Consider the following 21149-nt stretch of genomic DNA (forward strand, 5'->3'; position numbering starts at 1 on the left):
CTATACCATATCCTTTAAGCGATAGATCCATTCCAGTGCCTGGCGTGGTGTCAACGTATCTGGATTCAGATTTTCCAATGCTTCTACTGCCGGAGAAGTTTCTTCTGTCAGCAGAGTTAACTGCGGCGTATCAACATGGCTTGCTGTCGCATGATTGGAGAGCGATTCCAGTTCCTTCAGTTTCTGCCGCGCCCGCTTAATGACATCACGGGGAACACCCGCTAGAGAGGCAACCGCCAGCCCATAGCTCTTGCTTGCTGCGCCTTCCTGCACACTGTGCATGAAGGCAATCGTATCGCCATGTTCGACGGCATCCAGATGAATATTGACGACACCTTCCAGTTTTTCTGGCAAGGTTGTCAGCTCGAAATAGTGAGTTGCAAACAACGTCATCGCCTTGATGCGGTTAGCCAAACTTTCAGCGCAGGACCAGGCAAGGGATAAACCATCATATGTAGACGTGCCGCGACCGATTTCATCCATTAATACTAAACTGTATTCGGTAGCATTATGCAAAATATTGGCGGTTTCGGTCATTTCCACCATAAAGGTAGAACGCCCTGACGCGAGATCATCAGATGCACCTACACGAGTGAAAATACGGTCTACGGGGCCAATGATCGCTTTCTCGGCAGGGACAAAGCTCCCAATATAGGCCAACAGCGTAATCAGGGCCGCCTGACGCATATAGGTACTTTTACCCCCCATGTTCGGCCCTGTGATAATCAGCAAACGACGCTGCGATGAGAGCGTTAATGGGTTAGCAATAAATGGCTCACTCAATACCTGCTCAACAACAGGATGGCGACCGCCAGTGATTTGAATACCAACTTTATCCGTCAGTGTCGGACAAGTATAATTCAGTGTTTCAGCACGTTCAGCAAGATTTGCCAGCACATCCAGTTCTGCCAGCGCTTCCGCACTAGCCTGCAACTCCGCCAGATGAGGCAACAACAAATCAAATAATTCTTCATACAGCGCTTTCTCAATGGCAAGTGCTTTGCCTTTGGAAGTCAGAACCTTGTCTTCATATTCCTTTAATTCAGGAATGATATAGCGTTCTGCATTTTTAAGCGTCTGACGACGAACATAATGGATCGGCACTAAATGGCTTTGCCCGCGGCTGACTTGAATATAGTAACCATGCACCGCATTGAAGCCGACTTTCAGGGTATCTATGCCGAGCTTCTCACGTTCACGGATCTCCAGTCTGTCCAGATAATCACTGGCACCGTCGGCCAATGCTCTCCACTCGTCCAATTCAGCATTATAGCCAGTCGCAATGACACCGCCGTCACGTACTAAAACAGGCGGTGTTTCGACAACCGCATTTTCCAACAGCGTCTGTAGTTCATCAAAATTCCCCACACGTTGCTGTAACGCCTGAATATAAGGAAAATCGGAAGATGCCATGATTTGATGAATGTCCGGCAATTGCTGGAAAGCGTGGCGCATTCTGGCCAGATCACGGGGACGGGCAGAACGAAGTGCAAGGCGGGCAAGTACACGCTCTAAGTCACCGACCTGACGTAAAAATGGCTGTAACTCATAGCCAATTTCCTGTAATGCGGAAATGGCTTGCTGGCGGTTTTCCAGTATGTCTTTATTGCGAATCGGCGTATGCAGCCAACGTTTTAGCATTCGGCTGCCCATCGGTGTTACACACTGATCGAGTACCGAAGCCAGTGTGTTCTCCGTACCACCGGATAGATTTAACGTCAGCTCAAGATTACGGCGGGTTGCGGCATCCATAATGACCGTTTCCTGTTGACGTTCCATCGTAAGGCTACGGATATGGGGGAGGGCGGTGCGTTGAGTATCTTTAACATATTGCAGCAAACAACCCGCAGCACGCAGAGCAAGTGCCGATTTTTCCACGCCGAAACCAATCAGGTCACGAGTGCCGAATTGCAGATTCAGTTGTTGCTTTGCGGTCTCCAGTTCGAATTCCCACATTGGGCGGCGGCGTAAACCATGACAGCGCTCGATCAGCGCCATCGGCCCGAATGTTTCAGGGTAAAGCAATTCAGCGGGCCGTGTGCGTTGCAATTCTGCGGCAATGGTATCTTCATCGGCCATTTCAGACACGCGGAAACGGCCGGAAGTGATATCCAATGTTGCATAACCAAAGCCCTGACTGTCATGCCAGATAGCCGCCAGAAGATTATCCTGACGCTCTTGCAGCAACGCCTCATCAGTCACTGTACCGGGTGTGACAATACGTACAACTTTGCGCTCAACAGGGCCTTTGCTGCTTGCCGGATCACCGACCTGTTCACAGAGCGCTGCGGATTCACCGAGTTGTACCAGTTTTGCCAAATAGTTTTCGATTGCGTGATAAGGAACGCCCGCCATAGGAATAGGCTGGCCCGCCGATTGCCCGCGTTTGGTCAGAGAAATATCCAGTAACTTCGCAGCTTTTTTGGCATCGTCATAGAACAACTCATAAAAATCCCCCATCCGATAAAGCAGTAGAATATCTGGGTGCTGTGCTTTCAGTCGCAGATACTGCTGCATCATGGGAGTATGGCTATCTATATCCTTTGCTGGGGATTCTTTCGTATTGATGTTATTCAATTTCATTAATTCCTGTTGACTCAGTTGGGCCATCGACGCTCAGTCAACCCATCTAAATGACAAAACCTAAATATGATCAGCTAAGGATGGAACGTTAATGAACCTCATCCTGGGCGAAAAAGCTATCTTATCACTGATAATCTGTGTGATTCATCTATGGATTAGATTAGGAAGATTTTGGTGCTAGGTTAGCAGGATTACTCGCAGGAATGTATCAGATTTTTTCATTATTCAGCAGGATTGCGAAGCGGCTCGACTTAGCCTCTTTCGCCTTACCGGCTTCTCTGTCATAAATATTATGCTTCTTAATCTAAAATTTTAGAAAGTTAATCTTAAATTCACGAAGGTGATAATAACTGCTGTTCACATTACTATTTGTTGTTGCCCATTATTGAAGATCGCGTAAAAAGATATAATTTTTAACAGGTTATAAAAAATTAGCTCGTTCAATCAGTAGCTTGTTTGCCTGTTTTTGTTCCACTTGGCTTAAGATGGCAAAGGATTTATGCAGTTCATCAAGCGGTTGTTGCATCTTCTCTGGCGTGACATTCGGCTGAACGCCGATAACGCATCACGCACATAAGCAATGTTGAAATCTTTACCATCACTGATCCAAGTTGAGAACAGGTTGTCATAAGCGATGAAGTAACCCAATTCGTCTTGAATGTATTTGAGGGTGTCGGTATCGTCCTCATTCAATTCTTTGATCGATTGTTCATCAAATTCGTTTTGGATTAAGAACTGAATTTGCTTATCAGACAAAAACTTATAAAAAATGAAGCCTAAGATATAATCTTTGTAGTCGTTTGCTTCGATTTTAGAACGCATTTGGTTAGCCGATTCCCAAATCTTGGCGGCCAGTTGTTGTTTATTCATGTTCTACTCTAATTACTATTCATCAATGACTGAGCAATGCGCTTAAATGAGGCAAAGCAGGTATCGAAATCGGGTGTTTCTGTATTAAACACCATTGGGGTGACAAAGTCTGTAAATCTTTGATGAAACAGCGGGTTAGACTCTAGCTCTTGCAAACCTAGCTGTAATTCTTGAACAGGGTTAGCAACAAACTCCGCATGCTGATTACCAAATCGCTTAACGTCTTCTTGTAACACAGTTTGGAAAAGGGGCATAAGAGTTTCAAAATCAAGCTGCTGGTTCGCGTCAATACAATGTACATCGTAGATATGGCGTATCAACGTAGCATCATCTTTGCGCTCAGAATCTCGTTTGACTAGCATGGTACGGCGCAGCATAGAAATGACTTTCTCCACCAAAGTGGATTGAACGGAGATACAAGAAAATGCGTTGACTTCGTGAGGCTGATGATACAGCTCAGCAACCAGTGATTGAATGCTACGCTGTTCTACTTGAAGCAGAGGTATGGTCTCCATCAGTTCCAGTTTAATGATTGGGCGCAAGCAAGGTGCTTGTCTAAATTGCTGTGGGTATTTCAGTTCATATTCGACGTAGCGGTATTCATCACGGGCCTTTTTTTCTTTAATAGAAAAATGGCTTGATTGGTGAGTTAGAGATTCTTCGATTTGTTGCACCAGAGCCTTACGTGTCGTCTTGCGCTTGTCACGACCGAATGAGTTAAATGCATCCGTTGGGATGAGTTTGATGTCGACATCTTCCGACATCCTGAGGATTTTTACATTGGATTTAGCCAGTGCCGTCCCGCCAGAAAAGACCATTTGATGCGTATCAAAAACAAGATTTGCTAACTCAGCAAGCAAAGCCACTATCCAGTAATCTTTTTCAATAATGGCTGGGTTTCCGAGCTCTAAGGCATCGGAAACCTCTAAGAATTGATCTTTTAATTTTTTCATTTTTAACTTGGTGAGTTAAGTACGCGATTACCAACAACCAGCTTGCGATTAAACTGCTTAGGATTCCACGAATACTGCACAGATGAAGGGATTTGCGTGCTATTACCGGAAAGACTTTGCAACGATAGACTATCTACTTCGAAGTCTACACCTTTCATCTTAAGAATTTCACGTAAAATCGCATCGGTGCCACCAGGATTCGTTGGCATTAGGCGACCTGTGAGGCTGTTCTTACGTGCTTTAGTATACAGGCCATATCCGATTTTCATCAGTTCACCTTGCTTGATCAATTGATTAAGCGCACGGCCGATCTGGTCATAACTGGCAATGTCTGCAAAATCTTTGCGCTCAAAGACGTAACGTCTCGAACGTTTCAACTTTTGATTGATTCGATCTGCTGCTGTCATAGGACCTCCTTCTTTATGTATAGGAAGTATACACTAGAGGGAATAAAACTGGAATAAATACGACATCATCTCAAGAATAGATACGGCATTAAAACTAAAATAATATTTATAATATATTGATTTATATCAAGTATTTTTAATTTTCATGAATATCATATCGAAATATTAAACATAATGACCTTGTTTATGAATCAATATTTTCAGATATTTTCAGAGCATCTTCAATTTCAACACCCAAATACCGAATTGTGTTATCGAGTTTGACATGCCCGAGTAAGAGCTGAACTGCCCGAATATTTTTAGTTTTGGCATAAATCAAAGTTGCTTTGGTTCTTCTCATCGAATGAGTTCTATATAGATATTCATCATACCCAAGTTCTCTTGCCTATCGTCGAATTATGCTGGCGTAATAACTATAGCTCATAGGCTTACCGATTTTACGGGGACTGGGAAAAAGATAATCAGAAATAGTTAACCTTCGAAGTGATACCCACAGTGTAATGGATTGAGCTGTTTTTGAGGTTATTTCAAATTGAACATGGCGATCAGTCTTGCTTTGCCGATAAAGCACTCTGTTAATGGATAACACCATTACTACTAATATCACGAACCTTGATCCTGAGTAGATCGCATGATCTCAACTTGCTATCAATAGCTAAGTTGAGCAAAGCAAAATATTGAATATTCTCCTTAATTTCTAGCCTTGTTCTGATCCGCCAGATATCTTCGAGCCTAAATGCCTTTTTCTGACCGGTTGGATGACCTTTTTTAGTCCACATGGCATTCTCCTAGTGAAACTATTAATTGGCCTTAAAAGTTTAGCTAAAAATTGAGGAAATGAGTAAACACATAAGTATTCAAATAGGAAATAGAATTTTTCATCATGTAAAGCCTACGGTACCCGTGGAAACCCTGGTTCATCATCAGCAACAGGCTTATTATCAGGTTGTTAGAGAATGTGATCGAACAAGCGACTGTACGTTATTTATCGATTTTATGTTAGAAAAATTAGCCGAAGCGCTTAGGGAAAGCCTGAATGCGTATCAACAGGATTCTGTCGCAATGTCGGTAAAAACGTCGGTAGAAATGTCGGTAGAAAATTTACAGCCACTCAATGCTACCTCGCAGAAAATCTTATCGGTTATTGCACTTCATCCTGCTATTACCATCACTCAATTGGCTGATGGGTTAAGTGTAAGCCGCCGCACAATCGAGCGGAATATAAAGATATTACAAGATAATGGCTATTTGGTTCGTGTTGGCGCGAAGAAAGGGGGATACTGGCGGGTTAGCTGACTCGGTAATATCCCAAAAATTAGGGTATTCAAACTGCCTGCAACAAAAAACGCCTATTGAGAAAGTCCTAATTCTATTAGGACTCACAAAATAGTGTGAATAATGAAGTGGTTATTCTAAAACATAGTTATTCTAAAACATAGTTATTCGAAAATATAGTTATCCGAATAGTGATAAATAGCGATCTCTTGACCAGCGATAATATAAAGCCAGCATATTGTTTACTTCTTCTATATTGAATTTTTCAGGGGAAAAAGCGGTATCAGGGGAAATATCGGATTTTCCATTAACCCATTCAAACATTTCCTGATAATCTTTATGTGTTGGTTTATTAAGGATATCAACCAGTTCCATATAGCCATATATTCCACCACAATCTTCTGGCGGGCAGGCTCTTTGACCTTCACAGCAAAAAATAGGCATAGGGAGTTCATGAGGAGAATAGTTACTGTTTTCAAGTACGATTTCATGTTCCCAGTAATCACCGAAATCATAAAGATAAGTGAATTTGCTCCCTTTTCTTTTGAGTAATGAATCCAGCCTCACTTTTCTCTCTTCTTTACCCTCTTCAGGTTCTTCAGGCATTTCAGTGAATCGTTTGATACCAAAAGAAAATTCATGTAAATGGCTGTCATTCCAACCCATTACGATTTGTATTATATCGTGTAATCTATCCAATGAAATATTGGATGGAACGACAAAACGACGCCATATGCTTGGATTAGTTTCTATAAGTGTTATTTTCAACAGGTAGAACTTTTCCATTTATCGTCCTTCTAATTTGATGAGTTGGTAGAAAAATCAGCATACTGTTTACTTATTCCAGTCATAGTATGGTGTGATTTGAATTGAAATACGAACTATTTTTGTACTCATAAAATAGTTAGTTACCACCCACTTGATTTAACAGATATTTTTTCTTTCCATTTTGAGATTTGTGATAAATTCTTAGGTGCAACATAAACCGTTTCTCTGCCATCTTTATGTGTTTTTAATAAACCTAATTTTTCCAATTGGTTAAGATCATTTCGCGCTGTATTGTCTGATACTCTCATTCTGCCGCGAATTTCTGCCACAGTGAAAATATTTCCCGGTCTGGCAAAAGCAATATTTAGCAATGCGCGCTGTCTGGCATTCAATTCAGCGATGATGTTTGATTCGTAAAGGAATGTTTCTACTTCAGCCCGGGTTTTTATAATATGTTTTATATAATTAAGATATTCTTCGATTGCCCGCTCAACAATCTGACACTGATAATCAACAAAATACGTGAGATCAAACTGGTCAGTTTCTGTATAACAGTATGCCTTTGCATAAGCCGTCGAGGATTTTTTCAATAGCTTACTGATGGAGATGTATTTAAATGCAGTATAACCACAGCGCAGCATGTACCAGTAAAATAAGGCTCTTGCTGTTCTGCCATTCCCGTCATTAAAGGGATGAATAAATCCCATCATAAAATGGAGAACAATAGCTTTTATTAATGGGTGTAAATAATCAACACCCGCCTGCCGTTCATGGGAGGTATTTGCCCAAAGACAGAGTTCTTCTATCCTCTGTTCGATTTCTTTGTAGGAAGGTGGAGTATGTATAATTTCACCGTCTATTCCTGCAACAACAACATCATTGGTTGTGCGGAACCGGGCTGGTTTATATTTATCATCGTTAATTCCTTCAACTGCAATAGCATGAATTTCTCTGATAAAAGCAGGAGTAAGCTTATCATTGCAGTGCTCTGTAATATACGCCATCATTCGATGATTACCCATAATCATACGCTCACTTTCGTCTCTCGGAGAGCGTTGAATTTTGAGCATTTCTAAAGCAACTTGGCTGGTTGTAGCTGCACCTTCCAACTGGCTGGATGAAATTGACTCCTCAGCAATGAGTTCATCAAATAAATATTTTGAAGCATTGAGAGATTCCAACAACTCAGCTTGCCCGGCTGAGGATGTTAGTCGGTCTATCTTAGAACAAATTTGTTTAATTATTGGTGTTGTGAACAACTTGGTCAGTTGATCCGGACTATCACCTGTCAATGACAGTTGTTGGATATTTTTATTACGCAGAAAACGCACAATTGACCAGTAGGCAATGGGGTCTGTTCCTACAGGTAGTCGATGACGTAATTTATCCCAGGGAAGATAGCGGCCTTCATCATCAATGGCTTTTGCGTTGGATATATTGATGGAAAAGACAGATGGGGCCATTTCTGCGATATCTGTAAGTGCAGGGGGACGCTTAATTTTCATCTTTCACCGCAAAACTAGAGAAATTTGAGATAAATGTTGGCTTGAGTTGTGTACTAATGCAAGTGCATTATTAAAACGGAACCTACATAACTTGAATTAAGAGAAGAACACATGACAAAAAGCAACGGAATATTGATAAAGAATGCGGAAGAGATAAAGAAAATGGAAATTGCGGGGCGTTTGACAGGTCAGGTACTTGAAGCGGTTCGCTCGATTATCGCGCCAGGTATAACGACTCTGGAAATCGATTCATTTTGCCATGATTACATCGTCAATACTCTCAATGCGATACCCGGTAGTCTGGGGCAATACGGCTTCCCTTATACAGTCAATACTTCAGTGAATCACGTGGTTTGTCATGGCTGGCCTTCTGAGAAGAGGCTGAAAAATGGAGATATTGTTAACGTAGATGTGACGGTTAAAAAAGAAGGATATTATGGCGACAGCAGTATTACATTTTGTGTCGGTGACGTACCATCCCATGCCAGGCGTTTGGTCAATGTGACCCAAGAATGTCTATATAAAGCGATTAAGATCGTTAAGCCGGGTATCACGTTGGGGGATATCGGTCATACGATACAACAACATGCTGAAGCCAATAATTATTCTGTGGTGCGTGAATATTGTGGGCATGGCATTGGCCGCAGTATGCATGAGGAACCACAAGTCCTGCATTATGGCAGGGCTGGTGAAGGTACATTGCTGGAGGAAGGCATGACTTTCACGATCGAGCCGATGATTAACCAGGGTAAAAAGGACGTGAAGCTGCATAAAGATGGTTGGACAGTAACGACCAAAGATCGCCGGTTATCGGCTCAGTTTGAGCATACGATTTTGGTAACCCGTGATGGCTTCAAGGTGTTGACTTTGCGGGATGAAGAACGTGAGGCTTTTGAGCGTTATCTGTCGATCACCCGGTAATCTGCATTCTGTTGAATAATGGTAAACCCAATGCTGATTAATATGGAGTTGGATATCGTGTTGGGTTTTATTTTGTCATTAAGTAAACTTTTTTCCTTTAATCGATAGAATTTTTTCTAAGAAGAAAAAATTTTCTTTGTGAAATCAGTCAGTTTATTATTTAGCGGATTTAGGTAAACTTATCTTCATTCCCATGTTTAGCTAAAATGGCGCTATGCTGAATTTTCGAACAGCAGATGTGGGTAGTGTTTGTTCAAAAAATAACGAATTTGCTTAAGTGGATATTTATCTCCACTATATAAAACTACAGGGTTACTATGTTTTCTATTTATAAAAATAAGAACGTCTCTTGTTTTATTGTCCTTTTTTTTCTTATATTTCTAATACATAAATGCTTGGGCTATCAATTAAAGCTGATATATGTTTTTAGTGCATTTTCATTATTTCTATTTATGGCTGCGGTCAGTAAACGAATATATACCGTTCTGCTTGCCTTTTTTTCCCTTGTGGGAATACTCTATACTCCCATTGGCCTCAACTATGGTTATCCTGATGTTAATGCAGTAGGTTCATTACTCTACACGAATCAGAATGAAACATTGGAGTATATTAGTGGCCTTTCGCTATCAACTTATCTAACTGCTATAGCCATTTTTATTTTGATGATGTTTGCTTTCAAATTAAACATCACCTTATCTGATAAAAGTAAAAAATGGTTACTTGCCCTATTTTTTATTTCTGCTTTCTGGTCGCCAGTTAAAGGCTACATTAAATCAGATTTTGAAGATGGTTCGGAACTTTTGAATACCAGTTTGCCTGAGGCTCGCTTTTTCAGTGACGTTTATCGGAGTTATACGGAAGTTATGTCTGAAAATAGTCGGTTTGCCAAGATTATTAAGAATCAGGATGACTGGCAACCTGTTGTCAAAGAAGAAAAATATGACACATACATTATGGTGATTGGAGAGAGTGTCCGAAAAGACTTTCTGGGAGCTTATGGTTTTCCGAATAAAAATACCCCGTGGCTGGATAAAACCAATGCAACAATGTTAACCAACTATATTTCTGCTGCCCCATCAACACAACTGTCATTGACGAACTCTCTGGCAATTCGTGAAAAAAACGAAATTCAACTGAATAACAGCATAGTTTCATTGGCGAAAAAGACAGGATTTGAAACTTACTGGCTTTCTAATCAAGGCATGAAAGGAGGCTTTGATTCTCCGGTGGCGCTGATTGGGCAACAGGCCAAATATCATACTTTTTTAAAAGAAGGCAGCTCAGATGATCGCAGTTATATGCCGGATGAAAATTTATTGCCTTATATCCGTAATGCGTTGATGAAAGATAAACAGAAGAAACTGGTTGTCATTCACTTAATGGGTTCGCATCCACAGCCTTGTGCCAGAACTAATGAACAATACAGCGATTATTTTCATTCCCAAAACATCTCGTGTTATATCCAGAGTATCCAGAATACGGATAAGCTTCTGGCAGAAATTGAAAATATTGCCAATCAAAACCAATTGCATTGGACGCTGCTCTATTTCGCGGATCATGGGTTGTCATTTGTGAATAAAAACACGGATGGTGAGAACGTGACTCATAACGACAGCCATAAACAGAACTATCAAGTTCCTTTTATCATCACCGATTACGATGATTCCACGAAAAACGTGGCTTCCAACCAATCAGGTAAAGATAAGATCGATGCGCCACGCAGCGGTTTGTACCTTTTATCTATGTTGTCCACATGGTTGGGAGTCGAAGAACCCCGTTTGATATCCGACTGTGATTGGTTTTCTAATCAAGAATGTCAGAACCAACATACCGTGATTTCATTCAGTAACGAGTATAAGGACTTTAATCAATTGAAGGATGACACTATTAATTTAGGTTATAAATAGTCATTTCGGTTACAAATAATAATTTGGCTTATAAATAGTTAATTTTGGTTTGTGAACAGTGAGTTACGTCACAAATTCAAGGCGGATTTTCTAAGTCATAACCACTGATGAGGGGATTCTGACCGTTTAATGCGGTATTCAACCGCTGGCTTAGATCCTTCCAATATGGTGAGAGGGATTTTATATCATAGTGCAGTGTGGCGAGGAGTATTTGCCTTTAATCGGTACTGCTTTCTTTCGGCCATCAGAGAGTTATCTCGTGGAGAAGGAAGTAAAAAATTAAATAGTGACTTGCTGTTCGTCTTACCTTGAAAAGGAAGTTTTATGAACAATAATAAATTGTTAAAACATATTCCCTGGATGATATTGGGGATAATTGGCGCATTTTGCCTTGGCGTTGTTGCGCTACGACGGGGAGAACACATTAGCGCTTTATGGATCATTGTTGCATCCGTAGCGGTTTATCTGGTTGCTTATCGGTATTACAGCCTCTATATCGCCACTAAGGTGATGAAACTGGATGCGACACGGGCAACCCCTGCGGTCGTCAACAATGATGGACTGAACTATGTTCCTACCAATAAAAATGTCCTGTTTGGCCATCACTTTGCGGCCATTGCAGGAGCGGGGCCGTTAGTAGGGCCGGTATTGGCGGCACAGGTAGGATATCTGCCGGGAACATTGTGGCTATTAGCCGGGGTAGTGCTCGCAGGTGCGGTACAGGACTTTATAGTGTTGTTTATCTCCTCCCGCCGCAATGGTGCATCGCTTGGTGAGATCGTTAAAGAAGAAATGGGACGGGTGCCGGGAACAATCGCCCTGTTTGGTTGCTTCTTAATCATGATTATCATTCTGGCGGTACTGGCCTTGATTGTCGTGAAAGCATTGGCGGAAAGCCCGTGGGGAGTCTTTACGGTTTGTTCTACCGTGCCAATTGCGCTTTTCATGGGGATCTACATGCGATATATCCGTCCGGGGCGTGTTGGTGAAGTCTCCGTGATTGGTATTCTCATGCTGGTTGCTGCTATTTGGTTTGGTGGAGTGGTTGCGGCCGATCCTTATTGGGGACCTGCGCTGACTTTCAAAGATACCACTATCACTTATGCACTGATTGGTTATGCGTTTATCTCTGCATTATTACCCGTCTGGCTAATTTTAGCACCGCGTGATTATCTGGCGACTTTCCTGAAAATCGGAGTCATTGTCGGCCTTGCGATTGGTATCGTTATTCTGAATCCTGAACTGAAAATGCCTGCCGTCACACAATATATTGATGGTACAGGGCCAGTTTGGAAAGGTACGCTGTTCCCATTCCTGTTCATTACCATTGCTTGTGGTGCGGTATCGGGTTTCCATGCTCTGATCTCTTCGGGAACGACACCTAAATTGCTGGCAAATGAAAAAGATGCACGTTTTATTGGTTACGGCGCGATGCTGATGGAATCATTTGTTGCGATCATGGCATTGGTTGCTGCATCCATCATCGAACCGGGCCTGTACTTTGCGATGAATACGCCTCCAGCAGCGCTTGGCATTATCATGCCTGATCTGCATAATCTGGGCACAGCAGAAGCCCCCATGATCATGGCTTCCTTAAAGGAAGTGACCACTCATGCAGCCGCGACTGTCAGTTCTTGGGGCTTTGTAATTTCACCGGATCAGATTTTGCAAACGGCAAAAGACATTGGTGAGCCGTCTGTCCTGAACCGTGCTGGTGGCGCGCCAACTCTGGCGGTAGGTATTGCCCACGTATTCCATCAAATCATCCCTGCGGCGGATATGGGCTTCTGGTATCACTTCGGTATTCTGTTTGAAGCATTGTTTATCCTGACAGCTCTGGATGCAGGTACGCGCTCAGGTCGTTTCATGTTGCAGGATCTTTTGGGTAATTTTGTTCCATTCCTGAAAAAGACTGACTCTCTGGTTGCTGGCATTATCGGTACGGCGGGTTGTGTTGGCTTGTGGGGTTACCTGTTGTACCAAGGCGTGGTTGATCCATTGGGTGGCGTGAAGAGCCTGTGGCCACTGTTTGGCATCTCTAACCAGATGCTGGCAGCCGTTGCATTGGTATTGGGTACAGTTGTACTGATCAAGATGAAGCGTACTAAATACATTTGGGTAACGGTGCTTCCTGCGGTTTGGTTGCTGATTTGTACGACTTGGGCGCTGGGCCTGAAACTGTTTAGTGATGACCCACGGCTTGAAGGTTTCCTTTTCCTTGCGAAAGAGTATAAACAGCGGATTGCTGAAGGTGGCGCGGAATTAACGGCGCAGCAAATCAGCAACATGAACCACATTGTTGTGAACAACTATACCAATGCGGGTTTAAGTATCCTGTTCTTCGTGGTGGTGTATAGCATCATTATCTATGGCATCAAAACCGCGATAAAAGCGAGCAAAACACCAGAGCGTACTGATAACGAAACACCTTATGTTCCGATTCCAGAGGGCGGGGTAAAAGTTTCTTCTACGCACTGATGTGATACTTATGCTGATACTGACTCAATGATTCTGTATCGGTAACAGCTATATTCCTATGCCCCGCATAATCGGCTTTGTATTATGTGGGGTATTTTTTTGGAGAATCATTATGTTTGGTAATCTTGGCCGGGCAGGTAAATATTTGGGACAGGCGGCCCGTATGCTGGTGGGCGTTCCTGACTACGATACATATGTCCAGCATATGAAAGAAAATCACCCCGATAAACCGTACATGACCTATGAAGAATTTTTCCGTGAACGCCAGAATGCCCGCTATGGTGGTGATGGAAAAGGGGGAATGCGCTGTTGTTAATGAAAAGAACCCATGAAAAAAACTCATAAAAAATACGATGCAGTGGATGGAAAACAAAACGACAAGTCAGCGAACTTATTGAGCAGCCAGCAGGAAACGAAAATGCAACCAATATCAGTCACGATCCTGGCCGGTTTTTTGGGATCAGGTAAAACGACGCTATTGCGTCATATTCTCAATGCCAATCATGGTCATAAAATCGCCGTCATCGAAAATGAATTTGGTGAAGTGCCTATTGATAATGAATTAATTGGCGATCGTGCTACTCAGATTAAGACATTAAGTAACGGATGTATCTGCTGTAGCCGCTCGAATGATTTGGAAGATGCCTTGTTGGATTTATTGGATAGCATGGATAAAGGGCAAATCTATTTTGATCGCCTGATTATTGAGTGTACCGGCATGGCGGATCCCGGGCCGGTTACGCAGACTTTCTTCTCCCATGAAGCCTTGTGCCAGCGTTTTTTACTGGATGGCATTATTACCTTGGTTGATGCTGTTCATGCCGATCAACAGTTAGATCGCTTCCCCATTACACAGTCTCAGGTAGGCTATGCTGACAGGATTATTCTGACGAAAACAGATGTTGCTCCGACCCATGATGCTTTAGTTGAGCGTTTACAGCGAATTAATGCTAAGGCACCGATTCATAAAGTGATTCAGGGTGAAGTAGATTTAAGCGTGCTGTTTGATATTGAAGGTTTTATTCTGAATGACAAATTGACGGTTTCAGCACCTGTGTTCCGATTTATCCCTAAACAACAAAACACGGTTCAATCGATTGTTGTTAACTTATCACAGGTAGTTGAATTATCAGAGATTTCTGGCTTGATGGAAGAGTTGTTGCTGAGCTTTGCAGACAATCTGCTGCGTTACAAAGGCATTCTTGCTATCAAAGATGAATCGCGCCGATTGTTGTTTCAGGGCGTACAGCGCCTATATAGTGCGGATTGGGACAGAGAATGGCGTGATGATGAATTACGTGAAAGTGTGTTAGTTTTTATTGGAATAGATCTGCCGGAACAGAAAATTCGTGAGAAATTTTCGGAACTGTTTGTAGAATTGTAATCGGTTATTTTTTATTCCTTATTGAGCAGTGAAATAATTTATATAAATTCGCTGCTCGTGTTTAATTAGAAGTTTATTTTATATTTTATCTTTTGAGTCGCAATCTCCACAAGTAAGTTAGTGGAGATTGTTGCAATAACAGGTTATGTTAGTGGAAACAGCAAAGGAAAAATAAAACGTTTATTTAGATTGAGTTTCCCAAATTCTGGAAAAACGTTTCACATTACTGGCTGTATAAATCACAGTATGTGAAATGTTACGATGCCCAAGATAATCCTGAATCAGACGTGTATCACGACCAAGATCGGCTAACGCATAACCACAGGCATGTCTTAACATATGGGGATGTGGAGAAACACTGACTGATGCTTGTTTTCCATAACGTTTCAGTAATCCATAGACTTGTTGCCGTGAAACGGCCCCGGATTTTTGGGAAAGGAACACCCAAGGGGAATCGGCTTCGCGCCATTTTTGGCGTACATTGAGCCATTTTTTCAATGCTTCAATTTCTTCTGGAATCAAGGGATGTGTAGTTGAAAGCCCACCCTTTAACCGCCTGATATGAATAATCGCCGAATTTAGATCGATATCAGAGAGACATAGATTACACAGCTCACTAACCCTAAAACCGTGAATAAAACACATTAATAGCATGCAGTAATCCCGTTCTGCGTGACGTCCTTGTTTTGTTTCTGCCAAAATTGCGTCTATTTCGTATCGGGTCAAAAATTTACGTTGTTTCATGAAATTATCATTCCTATGAAATCAGAGAGATTAATTGTGAATAGCAAGGTATTTTGGCCAGCCAAATACAATAAGCCACCAGTGTTTTTTGAATGTGATTGGCAAAATACCGGATTGATTTAATTGAAATACCGCAAATAAAAAATTTGCTTCTTCTGTTCGTCTTATTTCTCATGAAAATACTAATTGAAATCGTATAAATGGGTGTTATTTGATTTTTAAGTACAGAATGGGGCAATCATAAATAGAATTCCATATAAAAAAACTTTTCTACTGAATTTTACAACTAATCATTTCGCATGGTTTTTATTTTAGTTTTTTATTCTTCTAAATTTCCCTTTAGGTGTATTGATTTTGTATTTTTACTGCATTTACTAGAAAAAGTAAATGATTTATCTAATTTGCTCATATAATGACTCACTTTCGGTTAAAAATTATCAACCGTATGTGACTCTTAGTTTAATGTTCTGATATTTATTTAAATATTGAATTTTTATTCTTCAATTTTAAGCGAAAGTGTTAATCAAAACGAGGTTTTTGGGAAATCAAAGGAATGTCACTAAGACTCTAAGGTACTAAGAGGTGAACTAAAGAGATGGACAGAATTTAAGTCAGGCTAACATAATTGGTTATTATTTCTAATGTATGTTGCCCGGACTGGTTTTTAAAAGGTAAATAATACTTATTCAGTTTGTGAAATTTAATTAAATAGATATCCTCTATAATTATTTAAATATAGTTTCATCATTGCAATGATTATTTACTGAAACAAATAATGTAGAAGATGATTTTATTTGGACCAAAAAATACTCTCCTGAGCATTTTCTGGTCGTATCAGGTTATTTAAGCAAAGCTGGCCTTGTGCGCCATAATCTCAATGATTTGTATATCTGTTTGCTGCATGGCATGTCGTGCAAGTGAACATAGATTTGCGATGGATTGGTCTACGTCATTGGAAACAATACCATCACTGCCACTGACACAACTGTTATCCAGTGCCATCAAAACGGCTTTATAGGCAGCGCTGGCGCTGGTAGAAACTTTCATTGCACAACTGTTTGAAGCCCCGTCGCAAATCATACCGCTGATATCACCTATCATGCTGCAAATTGCCATTGCAACGGGTTGATAACGTTGTTCAATCAACCATGCAATCCCTGCTGCTGCACCCATTGATGCCGTTGTTGCTGCGCAAAGAGCGGAAAGCGTTGGCAATTTGTTGTGAATGTAAATCGCCATCAGGTGTGACAGCATTAGCGCCCGTGCCAACTGTTCCTTATTACAGCCCAGATGTTCAGCCACAACAACAACTGGCATAGTCGCTGCGATCCCTTGATTGCCTGAACCGGAATTACTCATTGCCGGTAAAACAGCGCCACCCATACGGGCATCTGAAGCTGCGGAAGTGCGGATCATAATGTCGGAAAGGAGATCCCGTGCCAATAACCCCCTGTCACGTTGGCGTTGCAGAGTCATGCCAATGTGTAAGCCATACTGTGTGGTTAACCCTGCTTGAGACAGAGCATCATTCAAACGTGCGGCTTCCAGTATAAATTGAATATCCTCATAAGGCGCTTCTGTTGCAAACTCATAAACCGTAAAAGCGGTAGCTTGCTCAAGGCAATATTCAGTTTCATGATTGGCAACATATCCGTCAGTGTTATTTTTATCGGCGTGACAGACTGCTGTATCGTTAGATTGAGATTGCTTATCAAATATGACACGGCCATTATGCTCAATTCTCACAATTTTAGTGTGATTGCCCGCGATAGTGACTGTTGCTGATTCATTCTCATAAAATACCGTGGCTTCTGAATACAGAACGTCGTCACACGGTTGCTGGATACTGACGGTGACAGCACCTTGCTGTAATAATGCCTTACTTTGTGCGATCTCTTCGGGGGTGGCATTCTGTAAAACTTCCAGACCCGCATCAGGGTTGCCACCCAATGCACCAAGTGCAGCCGCAACTGGCAGCCCAACCATTCCCGTACCCGGCACGGTGACACCCATACCATTTTTCATCAAATTAGGTGAAACTCGTGCACTGATCCGCTGTGCAGGGCCGGATAGATAAGATGCGGCTGTGGCCGCAGCAAGGGCCAGTGAAATGGGTTCAGTACACCCGATGGCTGGCTTAACTTCCTTTTTGACTGCACGAATAAACTCATTCCACAACCGTGTGTGTTGTTTCTGACTCATATAAACAAACCTTAATGACAAAACTGATCGAAATTGGCCTTTCACATATAAAATTTCTTAAGCATGCGTTTTTTCCATATCAGGAAAAGGCCAGAAAAGGAGAAACGCATAGCAAAACCCCGGTAAAGATGATCAATATGAGCGATGCGCCTTTATAGTGGTGCAGGCCGGGGACTTTATAGACCAGATAGGCGGGGATTAAACAACCAACGATGCCAAATATCGGGCTACAGAGGGAAGTGAAGCTCAATACCGGGGCATTCAGGAGGATGGCGCTCCATGCCAATAAAATGGCAAAAGCCATAATGCCATTTTGAACCCATTTTTCATTGATATTTTCGACAGGCATCAGGCGGCTAAGAATATTCATGGCAATCCCCTGACTGGCTTCGCGGAATCCGAGATAAACACCAAAAAAGGCCGTCATCACAGCGAAGATATTGAGCATAATACTGACGGTAACGACCCAACCGCCGGGAAAGAACTGGGCGGCAACCGCCAGTGCAGAAATATTCTGCTCATAGGCTTTGACGGCTTCATCGTGTCCCATTGCCAGCGTAAAAGAGACGGCATAGAAAAATACGGTACAAAACAGGATGCCAAAGGCAATGTTCATGGCTCTTAATGCCTTGTGGCGGGCAACTTCACGTTTTTGTTCCCGGTTACGATAAGAGATGATCATCGGGCTTAGTGTTTGAATGAACAAAATAGAGGTGAGTGTGAAAGGCAACGTAATAATGGCTTTTTTGATTAATAAACCAAGAGGAGGTAATGCCCCGATATTGTATAAATGCCACATGCCTATCATGGAAAGCCCTAATGCGGCGACGACAAATAATTTTGCCATCACCATCAGGCTGGATACCTTGAACAGTAATCGTTCACCACGGGATGAAATAGCGACCAGCAGACAGATTAACACCAGCCCATAAAATGGATTTTCCGACATTAACTCATCAGTAATGCCAAAGGATTGTAGATAAGAAGCGCTGTCATTGGTTATGGCGGTGGAATAAACAAACATCCAGATCACCAGCATAATAAAGTAGAGCACTCCCAATAAAATACCCCAGTTTTTACCGAGATAACCACTGATGACACTGGGATAATCTTTGCATTCTGGTGATTCAGCAAGCGTGTTGATAAAAAGTCGCTGAAAAAGATACATGGCAGGATAGCCAATAATGGAAGAAAGCAGGAACACCCACAACCCCATCAATCCGACCTGGACAGGCAGGAAAACAATGCCCGCTCCGATGGCCATACCAATACTCATGATAACCCAACCGGTATCGGTATTATCGAATTTTATCGCCTTTTTCCATTCATCTTCTGTCATGTTGGCGCACTTGGCTGCCGGAGATAAGTGGGGCGTAACATCATTGTTTTTTGCTGCTGTTTTCATAATAGCACTCGCTTACATCTTTGGTATTTTAATGGGCATAGAACAGGCACAAGGGGAAATACAACACGTAAACACGATTAACCACTCTTTTAGTGGTGTTATTATCGTGTGCTGATAGTAAATGATTTCAAGGAGAAAAAATTTCCCTAAACACTCCATCTGATACGATTTTTGAGAGAACAACTTCTTCATAAAGAGGAAATTGCTACTTATTGTTTTCAACGAAAAACCGCAAAGGGAGATTGTGCAAAAAAGAAAGCTGGTTTGCTTGTATCATATTGATAAATAAAATAATTGAATTTTAGTAAGAAGGTCTTATGAGTCTTTGTGATATTAACAATTGAAACAACCAGAGGGAAAAATTGTGTACTTTATCACGCTTATCTTTGTTCAAAACACCTTGTTAGTATTAAATCCTTTTTATTGTTAATATTATGATGTAGTTCAGCATATTAATCTAGCGTTTTTTACTGGTGGAATTGTTCAGTACATGAACTTCATCTGGGGACATGGATTGGAAATAGCAGCTTACTCGCCGTTAATAGTCTTTCATTTATTATGGTTAAACAGATATATTAAGAGATTCAAAATGTATTTTTATTTAAATTATAATTTCCCATTGAATAGCAAAGGCAATTTTATTTGATTCAGATAATAAAATAGTTTGAGTATACTACTATAAGCAATAGAGTCGTCGTAATTCCTTAGTTTATCAATAATAATCCGGGATATTATAATATTATTTCCTCCGATGGATTTTTATATAATAAAAGTGATTGAGTTTAACTTATCAATAAGAGATTGATATTAATACTGGATAACGAATTCCCTCCTGAATGATCTTTACTGAATTTTCGGTTTTAACCATTATCAATCATTGGGTTAGTGAGTGACTTGCTCTCCTGATTTTTGAATTAAATAGACTTTTCCTATAACAATATTTATTATTATTTCGTTTGAAGTTAGTAGTATCCGCCTGTACAAAAAATCGGGCACTTTTATTTAAGCATTCATTCAGGAAGACATAATAATGAAAAGCAAACTCACATTAGCCTCGCTTTGTCTGGCTTCTCTTGTGTTGGCTGGTTGTGCGACAGAATCTTCATCAACACTGCCGGTACAAAAAGTCACTTCTTATAAGACTACTTATGCAGGCATTCGCAACCCAATCGCCGTCGGGAAATTCGAGAACCGTTCAAGCTATCAAAATGGCATTTTTTCTGATGGCATTGATCGTTTAGGAAATCAGTCAAAAACAATTCTTGTGACTCACCTACAACAAACCGGCCGTTTTAACGTGTTGGAACGCACCAATCTGGCTGAATTGAAAGCTGAAGCGGGCTTGCAGGGCAAGGCTCAGAAACTGAAAGGGGCTAATTATATTATTACGGGTTCCGTGACTGAATTTGGCCGCAAAGAAGTCGGTGATCATCAATTATGGGGCATTTTAGGCCGTGGTAAATCACAAGTGGCTTATGCAAAAGTGATGCTGAATGTTGTGAATGTTGAAACCTCCGAAGTTGTTTTTTCTTCTGCCGGAGCAGGGGAATATAAACTTTCCAGTCGTGAAATCATTGGATTTGGCGGTACTTCCAGCTATGACTCCACCCTGAATGGCAAGGTATTGGATTTGGCGATCCGTGAGGCGATCAATGATCTGGTAGCTGGTATTGAAAGCGGGGCATGGAAGCCAACTAACTAATTGACTTAGTTAAATTTATTCCGGAAAGTTTGGACAGGAAAGAGA

Annotated in this window: 17 protein-coding genes and 1 pseudogene; 7 read left to right on the top strand and 11 right to left on the bottom strand. The window is 41.5% G+C overall.

Annotated features, from left to right (window positions below; translation table 11 throughout):
- The 6 genes from mutS to Xenpb_RS19915 form a co-directional block, all read right to left on the bottom strand.
- Window positions 1–2583, bottom strand: coding sequence for a DNA mismatch repair protein MutS (mutS, locus tag Xenpb_RS07360; RefSeq protein ID WP_187653737.1), 2583 nt, complete (start codon window positions 2581–2583; stop codon window positions 1–3).
- Between the two features lie 480 nt (window positions 2584–3063).
- The gene (locus Xenpb_RS07365; protein ID WP_222942898.1) at window positions 3064–3453 is read right to left on the bottom strand and encodes a type I restriction-modification system subunit M N-terminal domain-containing protein; all 390 of its coding nucleotides are present in this window, start codon (window positions 3451–3453) and stop codon (window positions 3064–3066) included.
- A gap of 8 nt (window positions 3454–3461) precedes the next feature.
- On the bottom strand, window positions 3462–4319 hold the full coding sequence (locus Xenpb_RS07370) for a nucleotidyl transferase AbiEii/AbiGii toxin family protein (protein WP_368666804.1): 858 nt from the start codon (window positions 4317–4319) through the stop codon (window positions 3462–3464).
- An 89-nt stretch (window positions 4320–4408) separates the two neighbouring features.
- A complete protein-coding gene (locus Xenpb_RS07375) occupies window positions 4409–4813 on the bottom strand; it encodes a DUF6088 family protein (protein WP_187653739.1) in 405 nt (134 codons plus the stop codon).
- A 184-nt stretch (window positions 4814–4997) separates the two neighbouring features.
- Window positions 4998–5153 carry a hypothetical protein gene (locus Xenpb_RS19910; protein WP_255523065.1) on the bottom strand — a complete coding sequence of 52 codons (156 nt, stop codon included), beginning with the start codon at window positions 5151–5153 and terminating at the stop codon, window positions 4998–5000.
- Between the two features lie 235 nt (window positions 5154–5388).
- Window positions 5389–5592 (bottom strand): hypothetical protein, encoded by a 204-nt coding sequence (locus Xenpb_RS19915; RefSeq protein WP_255523066.1) that lies wholly within the window; start codon window positions 5590–5592, stop codon window positions 5389–5391.
- A 124-nt stretch (window positions 5593–5716) separates the two neighbouring features.
- On the opposite strand from Xenpb_RS19915, the gene Xenpb_RS07385 reads away from it, so the two are divergent.
- A complete protein-coding gene (locus tag Xenpb_RS07385) occupies window positions 5717–6109 on the top strand; it encodes an HTH domain-containing protein (RefSeq protein ID WP_368666805.1) in 393 nt (130 codons plus the stop codon).
- Between the two features lie 159 nt (window positions 6110–6268).
- On the opposite strand, the gene Xenpb_RS07390 is transcribed toward Xenpb_RS07385, so the two are convergent.
- Window positions 6269–6856: a plasmid pRiA4b ORF-3 family protein gene (locus Xenpb_RS07390; RefSeq protein ID WP_255523067.1), complete on the bottom strand. Its 588-nt coding sequence runs from the start codon at window positions 6854–6856 to the stop codon at window positions 6269–6271.
- Window positions 6857–6996: 140 nt separating this feature from the next.
- A complete protein-coding gene (locus tag Xenpb_RS07395) occupies window positions 6997–8187 on the bottom strand; it encodes a Fic family protein (protein WP_187653742.1) in 1191 nt (396 codons plus the stop codon).
- A 285-nt stretch (window positions 8188–8472) separates the two neighbouring features.
- On the opposite strand from Xenpb_RS07395, the gene map reads away from it, so the two are divergent.
- The 5 genes from map to yjiA all read left to right on the top strand — a co-directional run bounded on the left by map (window position 8473) and on the right by yjiA (window position 15051).
- On the top strand, window positions 8473–9282 hold the full coding sequence (gene map, locus Xenpb_RS07400) for a type I methionyl aminopeptidase (RefSeq protein ID WP_187653743.1): 810 nt from the start codon (window positions 8473–8475) through the stop codon (window positions 9280–9282).
- Window positions 9283–9734: 452 nt separating this feature from the next.
- Window positions 9735–11189, top strand: coding sequence for a phosphoethanolamine transferase (locus Xenpb_RS07405; RefSeq protein WP_187653744.1), 1455 nt, complete (start codon window positions 9735–9737; stop codon window positions 11187–11189).
- A gap of 324 nt (window positions 11190–11513) precedes the next feature.
- Complete coding sequence (locus tag Xenpb_RS07410; protein WP_187653745.1) at window positions 11514–13667, top strand: carbon starvation CstA family protein; 2154 nt, start codon at window positions 11514–11516, stop codon at window positions 13665–13667.
- Window positions 13668–13779: 112 nt separating this feature from the next.
- Window positions 13780–13983 (top strand): YbdD/YjiX family protein, encoded by a 204-nt coding sequence (locus Xenpb_RS07415; RefSeq protein WP_047962587.1) that lies wholly within the window; start codon window positions 13780–13782, stop codon window positions 13981–13983.
- A 102-nt stretch (window positions 13984–14085) separates the two neighbouring features.
- The gene (yjiA, locus tag Xenpb_RS07420; RefSeq protein ID WP_187653864.1) at window positions 14086–15051 is read left to right on the top strand and encodes a GTPase; all 966 of its coding nucleotides are present in this window, start codon (window positions 14086–14088) and stop codon (window positions 15049–15051) included.
- Between the two features lie 180 nt (window positions 15052–15231).
- On the opposite strand, the pseudogene Xenpb_RS07425 reads toward yjiA, so the two are convergent.
- From Xenpb_RS07425 to Xenpb_RS07435, 3 genes and pseudogenes are all read right to left on the bottom strand, one after another.
- A pseudogene (locus Xenpb_RS07425) lies at window positions 15232–15798 on the bottom strand (tyrosine-type DNA invertase); the annotation flags it as partial.
- Window positions 15799–16638: 840 nt separating this feature from the next.
- On the bottom strand, window positions 16639–17997 hold the full coding sequence (locus tag Xenpb_RS07430; protein ID WP_187653747.1) for a serine dehydratase subunit alpha family protein: 1359 nt from the start codon (window positions 17995–17997) through the stop codon (window positions 16639–16641).
- 79 nt (window positions 17998–18076) lie between these two features.
- Window positions 18077–19402 carry an amino acid permease gene (locus tag Xenpb_RS07435; protein ID WP_187653748.1) on the bottom strand — a complete coding sequence of 442 codons (1326 nt, stop codon included), beginning with the start codon at window positions 19400–19402 and terminating at the stop codon, window positions 18077–18079.
- A gap of 1030 nt (window positions 19403–20432) precedes the next feature.
- On the opposite strand from Xenpb_RS07435, the gene Xenpb_RS07440 reads away from it, so the two are divergent.
- Entirely contained in the window at window positions 20433–21104 is a 672-nt protein-coding gene (locus tag Xenpb_RS07440; RefSeq protein WP_187653749.1) for a CsgG/HfaB family protein, read from the top strand.
- The last annotated feature ends 45 nt before the right edge of the window (window positions 21105–21149 follow it).

Source organism: Xenorhabdus sp. PB62.4 (assembly GCF_014467285.1).
Taxonomy (GTDB): domain Bacteria; phylum Pseudomonadota; class Gammaproteobacteria; order Enterobacterales; family Enterobacteriaceae; genus Xenorhabdus.